The following is a 12217-nucleotide window of genomic DNA, read 5'->3' as shown; positions in this document are numbered from 1 at the left end:
TCGACTCCTTCGCGACCTTCGGGTCCTTCGGGTCCTTCGCGTCTTTCACGAGCAAGGGCTTGCTGGAAACATAAGGGGCTCACTCGCGCATCAGCACGACCAGGTCGGCATCATGATCAGCGCTCCAGGCGAACGGCAGCCCGTAGTGCAGCAGATGCGCTCCGCTGTACGACGTCCCGGTCGCCGTGTCCCGGTAGCGCGTCGCCGGTTCGAGTCCCCGCAGCCGGAGCCGGTCCGGACGCCCCGGCACGAGCGGGGCGCCGTCGAGCCGCCCGGTGCTCAGCGCGGCGACGACTGTCCGGTCCCCCGCGTCGTACTGCACGCCACAACTCGGCTCCTCCGGCGTGCCGAGGAGCCGCGCCTCACCGAGGTGGATCACGTCCCGCACCTCCTTGTACCGGGCGATCCAGCCGGCGGCCTCGGCCCGCTGGTCCGGGGTCCAGGTGCGCAGGTCGGCGCCGACGCCCAGTACCCCGCACATGGCGTTGACGAAGCGGAAGGCGAGACTGCGCGGACGCGGATCGAAGACGCCGGGCGCGTCGGTGACCCACGAGCTCATGACGTGCGGGGCGTGCGCGTGCAGGAAGCCGTACTGGACGGAGAGCCGGTCCAGCGGAGCGGTGTTGTCACTGGGCCACACCACGTCGGTGCGCGCGATGGTCGCGTGCTCGATGCGTCCGCCGCCGCCCGCGCATCCCTCGACGGTGACGTGGGGGTGGGCGGCCCGGAGGTGATCCAGAACCCGCAGGTACCCGGCGACATGCTCGGCGTCGAGGTCGACGCGACCGGCACCGGGGCGACCGCGTTCGGTGGGCGGGCGGTTCATGTCCCACTTGAGATAGCTGATGGCGTACGCGCCGAGCAGCCGGTCGAGCGTCCCGATCACGAAGTCCTGGACGTCGGTCCGGCCCAGGTCGAGGAGGAGCTCGTTGCGGACGAGCCGGCCGGGGCGACCCTCGATCCGGTACACCCACTCGGGGTGTTCGGCGTGCAGACGGCTCCCCGGGCTGACGGCCTCGGGCTCGATCCACAGCCCGAAGTCCAGGCCCAACGCCCTTACGTCCGACACGAATTGACCGAAGCCCTCCGGGAAGGCCACCGGGTCCGGCCACCAGTCACCCAGTCCCCCGGTGTCGTCCGCGCGCCCGGTGAACCAGCCGTCGTCCACGACGAACAGCTCGGCCCCGATGTCGGCGGCCGTCTTCGCCAGCTCCAACTGCCCGGCGGCGTCGACGTCGAAGCCGGTGGCTTCCCAGGAGTTGTAGAGGACCTTGCGGGGGCGGTGGAGGCGTTCGCCGGAGAGGTGTCGTTCGTAGCGGTGCCAGACGCGGGAGAGTCCGTCGAGCCCGTCCGGGCTGAAGGCGCAGGCGAGTTGGGGCGTGGCGAGGGTTTCGCCGGGGGCGAGCACCACCGCTCCCTCGTGCGGCACCCGGCCCGCCCGCACCCGCAGCGCTCCACCGGGTTCGGCCTCGGCGGTGATGTGCCAGTTGCCGGGCCAGGCAAGGGCGATGCCGTACGCGGCCGGCGCCTCGCCGTCCTGCACCGCGAGCCAGGGTGCGTACGCGTGTCCCGGTACGCCTTGCAGGCTGCCGATGGTGAACGTGCCTCTGGGCAGGTCGAGTTGGGTGCGCTGGAACTCCTGCGACCACTGGCCTGTGAGGTACGTCAGGCGGGCAACGCCGGAGACGGGGATGTTCACGGCGGCCGAGTCGAGCCGTTCCAGACGGAGTTCGTCCGTGGCGGTGAACTCGGTCCAGCGAAGGATCACGTCCGTGCCGGGGACGACCTCGTAGCAGAGGACGGTACGCAGACCCAGCAGCCCATCATGGAAGGCGAGCCGCAGCGCGCCCTCGTTCGCTTCGGCCCCCGCGAACTCCCACCACACTCCCCGGTCTTCGCCGTCCGGGCGGGACGCCACCAGCTCGGATCCGGTGAACGGCCGTAGCCCGTACGGCAGATACTCGCCGGGCGCCGCGTCGGCGGGCGTGATGAAGTGCGTGCGCCTCGACCAGTCCAGGGCGGACGGGCCGTCCTCGACGCCGAGCGGTCCCCATGCGTCGAGTTCGGCCCACGGGCCGTCCGGGGACAGACGGACGGTGTAGCTGGTGTTCTCCGTGCGCAAGGTCCAGCGCTGGTAGGTCACTTCACCGCCCCGAGGTTGAGTCCGGCCACGAAGTGCCGCTGGAAGCGCAGGAAGACGGCGACCGTGGGTGCGGCGGCGATGACGGAACCGGCCGCGATGACGTTCCACATCGACACGTACTGGCCCTGAAGTCCGATAAGGGCTGCGGTAATTGGCATCTTGGTGTCGCTGCGCAGCACGGTGATCGCCCAGAGCAGGTCGTTGAAGATCCAGGTGAAGGAGAGGGCGCTGAGCGCGGCGAGGGCGGGGCGGGTCAGCGGGAGGATGATCCGCCAGAAAATCTGCCAGGGGCCGGCGCCGTCGACGACCGCCGCCTGTTGGATCTCCGCCGGGATCGACCGCATGAATCCGTGCAGGACGAAGACGTAGAACCCGACGCCGAAGCCGATCTGCACGCCGATGAGCGCGGGCAGGGTGTCGAAGATGCCGATCACTTCGCTGAGCTTGGACACCGGGATGAGCAGGATCTGCGGCGGGAGGAGGTTGCCGCCGAGCATGAGGAGCAACAGGGCGCGGCGGAAACGGAGTTCGTAGCGGCTGAGGGCGAACGCGGCCATCGCGGCGAGGGCGAGGGTCACCAGGACGCAGGGAATGGTGACGACCAGGCTGTTGATGAGGGCGCGTTGCTGACCGCCGTCGACCCAGGCCTGGCGGAAGTTGCCGAGGGTGAAGGAGTGCGGCCAGCTGCCCAGGCCGTTCGCCGCGATGTCGTCGAAGGAGCGCAGGCTGGTCACCAGGACCAGGGCGATGGGCAGCAGCCACAGGATCGCCAACGCCCCGGCGCCCAGGTGGAATCCGGCTGTCGCGGCCCGCTTGCGGCGCAGGGCCGTGGAGTTGGCGGACATCAGTCGGCCTCCCTGAACGCCCGGACGAGGTAGGAGCAGATGACGCCGAAGGCCAGCACGAAGATGACGACGGCGAGTGCGGAGCCGTAGCCGAGTCGCAGTGACTGGAAGGCGGTTGAGTACATGTAGGTGCTCAGCAGCTCGGAGGAGTGGTAGGGGCCGCCGCGGGTCAGGGACCACACGACGTCGAAGGAGCGCAGTGAGTCGATGACGATGACCGACAGAACCACCGCGTTGACGCTGCGGAGTTGGGGCAGAGTGACGTGCCTCAGGCGCTGCCAGGCGCTCGCGCCGTCGACCTTGGCGGCCTCGTACAGGGCAGGATCGATGCCCTTGAGGCCGGCCAGGTAGAGGACCATGACGTAGCCGATCTGGCGCCACAGCGCGGGCACGATCACGGCGTAGAGGGCGGTGTCCTGGTCGGCGAGCCAGGCGTGGCGGAGGCTGCCGAGGCCGACGGACTGCAGGAGTTGGTTGAGGACGCCGTCGGGCTGGTAGATCGCCTGCCAGACGAGGGCGGTGGCGACCAGGGAGAAGACGACCGGCAGGAACAGGGCCGCTCGGTAGAAACCCACGCCACGGCGCTCCTGTTGGAGCAGGAGGGCGGCGGCGAGGCCGAGGAAGGCGGACAGGCCGCCGAAGAGGACGAGCCAGAGGACGGTGTGGCCGGCCGCGCTGCGGAAGACGTCGTCGTGGGCCATCTCCCGGAAGTTGCCCAGGCCGACGAACTGCGGTGGAGAGACGCCGTCCCATTTGGTCAGGGCGAGGTAGAAGCCCTGGGCAGCGGGCCAGAACACCCACACGGCCTCGACGAGAAGCGGGACCAGGACGAAGGCAAGCACCAGTGGGGGTGTGCGCCGGGGTCCCCGGACCCGCTTGCCCTTGGCGGGCGGGCGGGCCGGGGACTTCCGTTCGGGCGCGGTCAGGACTGCCATGTCACGCGTTCCAGATCTTCTCGGCATCGCGCTGCCAGTCGGTGAGGATGCTCCCGATCGACTTCGGCTTGGCCAGGAACTTCGTCAACGCGTTGTCCGCGGTGGGCTGGAGGGCGTCACTGGAGTCCCGGTTGAAGAACTGGGTGATCTCGACGGCCGAATCGACGTGCGCGCGGCCCTTCTTGACCAGCGCGGTGCCGGCGTCCTTCGCGTCGGGGTTGCAGGGCAGGACGGTGCCGGAGGACCCCTTGATGTAGATCTCCTGGGCCTCGGCGGTGGCGAGGTACTTCATCAGGTCGATGACCTGGTCGTAGCGGCCGGTGCGGGCGCTCGCGAAGTAGCCGTCGACAGGTGCCTCTTCGGCGAGCGGGATCTTGGAGTCGATGATCGGGAAGCGGAAGAAGTCGATGTCGTCGAGGGCGTTCTTGGGCGCCGCGTCGGCGAAGAAGGTGCCGATGAGCATCATGCCGCTGCGGCCGTTGAGCAGGGAGGTCGACGCGTCCTGGAAGGCGACGGCGGCGCCGTTCGGGTCGAAGTACGGCAGCACCTCCTGCCAGCGGTCGAAGACCTTGCGCACCTCGGGGTCGTCGAACCGGTGCTTCCCGGCGAGGAGTTCGCGGTGGTACTGGGCTCCGTTGATACGGATGTCGAGGTAGTCGAACCACGCCGAGGCCACCCACGCCGTGCCACCGCCGGCTCCCAGCCCGATCGGGGTGACACCCTTGCTCTTGAGCTTGTCGCACAGGTCGAGGAACTCGTCCCAGCTCTTGGGCTCGCTCACGCCCCACTTGGCGAAGTTGGACTTCCGGTAGAACATGCCCCACCAGTAGTAGGTGGTGGGGACGAAGACCTTCTTGCCCGAACTCGTCGACGTGCACAGGGAGTTGAGCGCCTTGGAGTAGCGCTTGAGGTCGGGCGACGAGGTCCACGCCTGGTCGAGGTCGAGCAGGAGGTTCTTCTTGGCGTAGGCGTCCGCGACCGAGCCGGGGTACCAGGTGTACACGTCCGGCGGGTTGGCCGAGGTGAGGTACGTCGGCAGCTGGGTGCGGAAGGTCTCCGCGGCGACCGTGTTGAGGCTCGCGCGCTCGGAGCCCTTCTTGGCGTAGGCGGCGACGAGATCCTGCATCGCGGCCTTGGCCTGCGGGGCGGAGAGGTTGGACTGGAGGGTCACCGCACCCTTCGAGGAACTCTTGCCGGAGGAGGTGGAGGTGACACAGCCGCTGAGCAGCGCCGCCGCCCCCGCGGCGCCGAGTCCGGCGAGGAACCGGCGTCGGTCTGGCTGATGGTTCGTCATGGATGGCTCCTTGTGGATCCCGCGCGGATCCAGATTCACGTGGCGTCCCCACCACGTCAAGAATAATTACTAATTTATTTGAACTGGGTCAGGTGAACGTAGCCGTCGACTCCGCGGAACACCGCGTCGACCACCCCTTCCGGCCCGGCCACCGCACCGAGCGCACCGTCGAACGCCGCGCTGGGGAACGCCTGCTGCTTGGTCCAGCCCTGCCAGGCCCCGTTCTCGTACCGCTGCTGCCAGAGCGTGTAGTCGGCGGCCCGCGCGTACAGCACCACGGCATCCCCTACGGCGACCAGCGTCGGACTCCCGCTGACGGTCCCGCCGAGCGACGACCACGGTGACCACTCCCCCGACGCCTCGCGGGTCCGGGTCCACACGTCGTCGGCCGCGCCGCGCACGGCCACATGCACCCGCCCCTGCGCGTCCACGACCGCCGACGGACGCCCGTACACCGACCGGCCACCGGGTGCGCCGAGCGAGGTCCAGCCGGACGACGGACCGCGCTGCACGACCTGCCCGTCCGAGCCGGTGGCGAACAGCGTCCAGTTCCCGGGATCGGTGAAGGCCACCGACGGCGCGTCGGCCACCCGGCCGCCCAGGCTCTGCCATCCGCCCCAGCGACCTCCGGCGAACACCCGCCGGTAGACCCGCGAGTCGTCGCCCCGCACGAAGACGTCGATCCGTCCGCCGACCGAGGCGTACGCGGCGGGCTGGCCGAGAATCGTGCCCTTCGTGGGACCACCGAGGTCCCTCGCCTTGCCGTCGGTCTGCTGGACGAGCGAGCCGTGCGGGCCGCGCAGGAAGGTGGTGAGCGTGTCGCCGTCGCGGACGACGGCCGGGCTGGCCGTGGCCTTCGCGCCCAGATTCGTACCGGGCAGGGCGTCCGCACCGGTCAGCTTCAGGAACGCGGTGCCGTGCGCGGGGACTTCGACGGTGTACGACCCCGTGTGCGCACCCCGGTCCGCGCGTGCCCGCAGATCGCGGACCTGGACCGCTCCGCCGAGCCCGGCGTCCGCGAACTGCACGGTGCGCAGGGCGGGTTGGTCGGACCGGTTGAGCAGGACGACCGCGCGCCGACCGTGGCCTTCCAGCACCTTGCTGTACACGTCGCCGACCGAGTCCGAGGCCACCCGCACACCCTGGATCGCGAGCGGGTCCTGGTCGACGGCGATGATCTCCGGGTTGCGCAGGGTGGCGAGCATCGAGTCGGACAGGGTGCGCGGGTCGGAGCCGAGGACCAGCGGCGAGCCCATCTCGGCCCACATCACGTACTGCGAGGTGGACTCCTCCTGAGTCAACTCCAGGGTGCCGTCTGTCATTTGGCGCATCGGGATGAGGTAGTCCGGGTCGTTGTAGTGCCCGGGCCCCTGCGCCTCGGGATGCCAGGCGTTCGCGTCCATGTTGCGCAGGATGTTGGGCCACTGGCCGGGGCTCGGGGTGCCCCAGGCGATGTCCGTGCCGGTGCGCCAGGAGTCGGCGGTCGTCGGACCGTAGACGTACGTGTTGTGCGCGTCCTGCTCGGGCGTGTGCGGCAGGCCCCAGTCGTCGGTGAGCGGGTTGCACAGGTTCAGCAGCATCTTGCGGCCGGACTTGGCCACCGCGTCGCTGAACTCCTTGAACGCGGGGCCCGGATCGAGTTTGGCGCCGATGCCGCACAGGAAGTCGACCTTGACCGCGTCGATCTTCCAGCCGGCGAACTGCCGTGCGTCCTGGTCGTAGTAGCCGCGGCTGCCGAGTCCGCAGCTCTTGCCGCCGTCGTAGGCGCCGGCGTCGGTGTAGATGCCCGCCTTGAGGCCGCGTTTGTGGAGGTAGGAGACGAGCGCGGGGATGCCGGAGGGGAAGCGGGTCGGGTTGGCGACCAACCGGCCGTTCGTGTCACGCGGGTTGTCGGCCTGCCAGCCGCCGTCGAGCCACACGATGTCGTAACCGCTGTCCCGCAGCCCGCTGCTGACCAACTTGTCGGCGACGGCGCGTACTTGCTGTTCGGTGGGTGCGCCAAGGCCGTAGTAGGTGTTCCAGCCCATGTAGGGCGTCGACGCGAGGCCGCTGTCGTAGTAGTCGGGCGCGCCCTGGTCGACGCCGGTCTGTGCCGTGGCCACCGGGGCGGCGGTCGCCGCCAGTACGGTCGCGATGGCGACGACGGTGGCGCGGCGCGTCCGTCTCGAAGCCGCGGGTGTGCGGACCTGCGGATGTGAAGTCACTTGCCTCTCCCGAGGGTTGGGAAGCAGGAGGACGTGACCCGGGCCGCACTGCGACAGGGGGCTTCCGGCGTCACGGCGACGACTGTGGCGCGCGGCCGAAACCCTGTCAATATTAATTCCTAATTTATTAGAAGGCTGCATCAGGGGTTGACACAGCTTCCCTCGCGTCCCAGCCTTTGGCAACGTTGTCAGTGCCGCCGGTTTTTGATGGGACATCACGCTCATGACTGATCAGCCGAGTTCACCACACGTGTCGCGCCGCTCCTTCGTCACCACCGGTTCCACCCTCCTGGCGGGGTTCGGCCTCGGTCTCCGCCTGCCCACGTCGGCCGCCGCGGCCTCCTCCCCGGGTGAACTCGCGCTCTACCGCCCCGTGTCGGTCTCCTCGACGGCCTACGCGCCCACCCCGGGTTCGTTCGTGGTGGACAGGCTCGGCTCGCCGGGCGTGCGCGGCAGCGGGTGGCGTGCCGGGGCGGGTGATCCGCAGTGGATCTCGATCGATCTGCAGGCCGCGTGCGAGGTCACGTCGATCCGGCTCACCTTCGAGGCCGACGCGAGCGACCCGGTGTTCACGCCCCCGACCTCGGGCAATCCGGCCGACGGCACAACAGGCAAGGAGATCCAGTCGAGTTACGCGACCGAGTTCGTCGTCGAGACGTCGACCGACCACAAGACCTGGACGAACCTCTACCGCACCACGGCCGGCACCGGCGGAGTCGTGACCGTCCAGCCGCCTCGCCCGGTCACCGCACGCTGGGTCCGGATGACCTCGCTCCGACGCTCCAACCCCAACCCCCTCGGCCTGAACGGCTTCGAGGTTTACGGCACCGCCAAGGGACACCGCCCGGCGGCCACGGGCTGGACGGACTGGGGCACCCACACTGGGCCGGTGCCCAAGCTGGCGGTGGCCGAGGACGGCACGGTTCCCGTGGAATCCGGCTGGCGGCTGACGCTCGACGACTGGGCCGGTGCCGACGGCACGACGTTGTCCAAGGCGTCCGTCGACACGAGCGGTTGGCTGCCGGCCACCGTTCCCGGCACAGTGCTGGGCTCGCTCGTGGACCAGGGCAAGCTGCCCGACCCCGTCGTCGGACTGAACAACCTCCACATCCCCGAGGCCCTGTCACGTCACTCCTGGTGGTACAGGCGGGAGTTCGAGCTGCCGCGCGGTCTCCGCACCGGGGCCGGGCGGCGGACCTGGCTCGAGTTCGACGGAATCAACCACACCGCCGACATCTGGCTCAACGGCCACCAGGTGGGCGGCCTGACCTACCCCTTCGCCCGCTCGGCCCACGACGTGACCGAACTGCTCGCAACGGGCGGTGCGAACGCGCTCGCGGTGCGGATCACGCCCATGCCGGTACCCGGCAGCCCGGGCGACAAGGGCCCCGCCGGCGAGTCCTGGGTGGACGCGGGCGCCAACCAGATGAACCTCAACTCCCCCACCTACCTGGCCTCTTCGGGCTGGGACTGGATGCCGGCGGTACGCGACCGGGCCGCCGGCATCTGGAACCACGTCCGGCTGAGAACGACCGGCCACATCGTGATCGGCGATCCACGCGTCGACACCGTGCTGCCGAACCTCCCCGACGCGTCGGTCGCGGAACTGACCGTCGTCGTCCCGGTCCGCAACGCCGACACCGCCGACCACAGGACGACGGTGTCCGCGGCCTTCGGTGACGTACGGGTCAGCAAGGTCGTCACGGTGCCGGCGGGCGAGAGCGCAGACGTCGCCTTCACTCCCGACTCCTTCGCTCAACTCCGCGTCGGGAAACCCGAGTTGTGGTGGCCCAACGGACTGGGTGACCCCACCCTCCACAAGCTCACCCTGGTCGCGTCGGTCGACGGTTCCGAGAGCGACCGCCGCACCACCCGGTTCGGCATCCGTCAGTTCGGCTACGCGTACGAGGTGCCGCTGCCGTTCGCCAACTCCGGCGACGCCTATACCCAGTCGGTGCCCTTCGACCGGCAACAGGCCCGGTACGTCCGCGTCAAGTGCCTCACCAGGGCGACCAGTTGGGGCACCTCCCTGTGGACCCTGGCCGTACGCGACAGCAACCGGCCCTCCACCGACCTCGCCCTGCACGCGCAGGCCGACGCTTCGAGCACGGACGGGGACGACCACGGTCCGGCCAATGTGACCGACGGCGATCCCGGTACCCGCTGGTCCTCGGCCTACGAGGACGACCAGTGGATCCGGATCGACCTGGGGTCCGCGCAGTCCTTCGACGGGGTCGACCTGGTCTGGGAACAGGCGTACGCGAAGACGTTCGTGGTGCAGGTCTCCGCCGACAACGCCACCTGGACCGATGCCGCGTCGGTGGACAACAGCGCGGTTCCGCTGCCCTTCAACAACGGCAGCGCGAGCCTGCAAGTGGAGGACTTCGCCGCCCGGACCGCCCGCTACGTCCGTATCAACTGCGGTCTGCGCAACACCAGTTGGGGGAACTCCCTGTGGTCCCTCGGCGTCGTCGACAGCACCGCGCCCGGAACCGACCTGGCCCTGCACCAGAAGACGACCGCGTCCACCGAGGACCCCGACCACCCGGCCGCGCACGCCACCGACGGCGATACGAGCACCCGTTGGTCCTCGCAGTACGAGGACCACCAGTGGATCCAGGTCGACCTCGGAGCCTCGAAGCGTTTCGACCGGGTCGCCCTCCTCTGGGAGTCGGCCTACCCGAAGACCTATGTGATCCAGGTGTCGGACGACGCGGACACCTGGACCGACGTGAAGTCGGTGTCCAACACACCCGACCCGTTGAAGATCAGCGTGAACGGGGTGCGGGTGCTCGCCCGCGGCGGCAACTGGGGCTGGGACGAGTTGCTGCGCCGGATGCCGCCGGAGCGGATGGACGCGGCCGTGCGGATGCACCGCGACATGAACTTCACCATGATCCGCAACTGGGTCGGCACGTCCGACAGGGAGGAGTTCTTCGCGGCCTGCGACGAGCACGGCATCCTGGTGTGGAACGATTTTCCCAACGCGTGGGGCATGGACCCGCCGGACCACGACGCCTTCAACGCGATCGCACGGGACACCGTCCTGCGCTACCGCATCCACCCCAGCGTGGTGATCTGGTGCGGCGCCAACGAGGGCAACCCGCCGGCCGCCATCGACCAGGGCATGCGCAAGGCCGTGGAGGAGCAGGTCCCCGGCATCCTCTACCAGAACAACTCGGCCGGCGGCATCATCACCGGCGGCGGACCCTACGGCTGGGCCGAGCCGGAGAAGTACTTCGACCCCACCACGTACGGCAGCAAGGACTTCGGCTTCCACACCGAGATCGGCATGCCCGTCGTCTCCACCGCCGCCAGCATGCGCAACATGACGGGCGACGAGCCCGAGTGGCCGATCCGCGGCGCGTGGTACTACCACGACTGGAGCGAGCGCGGAAATCAGGCACCGCAGACGTACAAGGCGGCCGTAGAAACGCGTCTCGGAGCAGCCACCGGGCTGGACGACTTCGCGCGCAAGGCTCAATTCGTCAACTACGAGAACACGCGCGCCATGTTCGAGGCGTGGAACGCGAACCTCTGGGACAACGCCAGCGGTCTCATGCTGTGGATGTCCCATCCGGCGTGGCACAGCACGGTCTGGCAGACGTACGACTACGACTTCGACGTCAACGGCACTTACTACGGCGCCCGTTCGGCCTGCGAACCGTTGCACGTCCAGACCGATCCCGAGGGACAGGTCATCGCGGTCAATCACACGCGCGACCGTCTGCGGGACGCCGTCGTCTCCGCGCAGTCGCTCGATCTGTCGGGTCGTCAGCTCGGTGCGAGCAAGCGAGTCCGACTGGACGTGGCGCCGGCCGCGACCGCGAAGGCGTTCAGCGCCGCCTGGACCGACGACCTGCCCGATCTGCACCTCCTGCGTCTGACGCTGGAGGGCGGTGACGGCCGCGTCCTGTCGCGCAACACCTACTGGCGCTATCGCACACCGGCCGCCATGCGGGCATTGAGCGGGATGGCGTCGACGAAGGTCTCCGCGACGATCGGGCGCCTGTCCCGTTCCGGAGACCGTGCCGGGCTGACCGCCACCGTCCGCAATCACGGTCCGGCTGTCGCCACCATGGTCCGGCTCTCGCTGACGGACGGTGCGACCGGGCAGCGCGTGCTCCCGACGCTGTACAGCCACAACTACCTGTGGCTGCTTCCCGACGAGACACAGACCGTCACGTTGTCGTGGCCGGCCCGGGCCCTGGTCTCAGGTCATCCGCTGCTGACGGTGGAGGCGTACAACAGCCGCCCCTCGACGGCGCGTTCGTAGATTCGTAGAGGAGACGGTCGCAGCGGATCAGGACGCCTCCACCGCCGTCTTGATCCGCTGGCCGAACGCGGGAGCGTCCTTGCGTGCCGCGCCCAGGGCGAAGCCGACGAGCAGCTTTCCGAGGCCGTGGCCTTCGAGGACGTTGTAGATCCGCACCTTGGTGCTGTCCGGACCGGTGGATTCCAGGTCGTAGCCGCCCTCGTCCGCCGTGACGACGTTCTTCGACGTCTCCGTCCAGCGGATGCGGTGGGGTGCGTCGAGTTCGGTGATCCGGAATTTCCGGCCCGTCTTCATCCCGGCGTCCTTGACCGTGCTCGTGAAGACCGTTCCTACGGCCGTCGGGCCCTCCGGAGCCTTGGTGATCTCCTGGACCCTCGGGCTGAACTTGGGGTCGTTCGTGCCCTCGGAAAGGAAGGCGAAAACCTCCTCGATGGGGCGGTTGATCTCGGCTGTAGCCTCAAACTGACCGGCCACGATTCCTCCTGCGCTGCGGTTGGAGTTCCGGCTGGGTACACGCTGA

Annotated in this window: 7 protein-coding genes; 1 reads left to right on the top strand and 6 read right to left on the bottom strand. The window is 69.2% G+C overall.

Annotation, left to right across the window (positions count from 1 at the left end; translation table 11 throughout):
• Positions 1-79: 79 nt before the first annotated feature.
• From OO70_RS01545 to OO70_RS01525, 5 genes are all read right to left on the bottom strand, one after another.
• Positions 80-2143 carry an alpha-galactosidase gene (locus OO70_RS01545; RefSeq protein ID WP_043662726.1) on the bottom strand — a complete coding sequence of 688 codons (2064 nt, stop codon included), beginning with the start codon at positions 2141-2143 and terminating at the stop codon, positions 80-82.
• Positions 2140-2988 (bottom strand): carbohydrate ABC transporter permease, encoded by an 849-nt coding sequence (locus tag OO70_RS01540; protein WP_043662724.1) that lies wholly within the window; start codon positions 2986-2988, stop codon positions 2140-2142. Before OO70_RS01540 ends, OO70_RS01545 begins: the two co-directional genes overlap by 4 nt.
• A complete protein-coding gene (locus tag OO70_RS01535) occupies positions 2988-3923 on the bottom strand; it encodes a carbohydrate ABC transporter permease (protein WP_043662722.1) in 936 nt (311 codons plus the stop codon). The genes OO70_RS01540 and OO70_RS01535 overlap by 1 nt, the downstream gene beginning before the upstream one ends.
• A gap of 1 nt (position 3924) precedes the next feature.
• On the bottom strand, positions 3925-5217 hold the full coding sequence (locus OO70_RS01530) for an ABC transporter substrate-binding protein (RefSeq protein WP_043662719.1): 1293 nt from the start codon (positions 5215-5217) through the stop codon (positions 3925-3927).
• Positions 5218-5291: 74 nt separating this feature from the next.
• Positions 5292-7421 (bottom strand): glycoside hydrolase family 27 protein, encoded by a 2130-nt coding sequence (locus OO70_RS01525; RefSeq protein WP_043662717.1) that lies wholly within the window; start codon positions 7419-7421, stop codon positions 5292-5294.
• A 223-nt stretch (positions 7422-7644) separates the two neighbouring features.
• Here OO70_RS01525 and OO70_RS01520 point away from each other — a divergent pair, with 223 nt between their 5' ends.
• The gene (locus OO70_RS01520) at positions 7645-11697 is read left to right on the top strand and encodes a discoidin domain-containing protein (protein WP_043662715.1); all 4053 of its coding nucleotides are present in this window, start codon (positions 7645-7647) and stop codon (positions 11695-11697) included.
• 27 nt (positions 11698-11724) lie between these two features.
• Here the strand turns inward: OO70_RS01520 and OO70_RS01515 are convergent, their stop codons facing one another.
• A complete protein-coding gene (locus OO70_RS01515) occupies positions 11725-12171 on the bottom strand; it encodes an SRPBCC family protein (RefSeq protein ID WP_043662713.1) in 447 nt (148 codons plus the stop codon).
• Positions 12172-12217 lie beyond the last annotated feature (46 nt).

Origin of the sequence: Streptomyces xylophagus (genome assembly GCF_000716435.1) — a bacterium.
Classification (GTDB): Bacteria; Actinomycetota; Actinomycetes; order Streptomycetales; family Streptomycetaceae; genus Streptomyces; species Streptomyces xylophagus.
The sequence above is the reverse complement of the archived record's forward strand: the minus strand, read 5'-3'. Positions and strand labels throughout refer to the sequence as shown.

Excerpts from the sequence above, each read along its gene's own strand:
- OO70_RS01540 (WP_043662724.1), bottom strand. The coding sequence starts at position 2,988 with ATGTCCGCCAACTCCACGGCCCTGCGCCGCAAGCGGGCCGCGACAGCC.
- OO70_RS01535 (WP_043662722.1), bottom strand. The coding sequence starts at position 3,923 with ATGGCAGTCCTGACCGCGCCCGAACGGAAGTCCCCGGCCCGCCCGCCC.
- OO70_RS01530 (WP_043662719.1), bottom strand. The coding sequence starts at position 5,217 with ATGACGAACCATCAGCCAGACCGACGCCGGTTCCTCGCCGGACTCGGC.
- OO70_RS01520 (WP_043662715.1), top strand. The coding sequence starts at position 7,645 with ATGACTGATCAGCCGAGTTCACCACACGTGTCGCGCCGCTCCTTCGTC.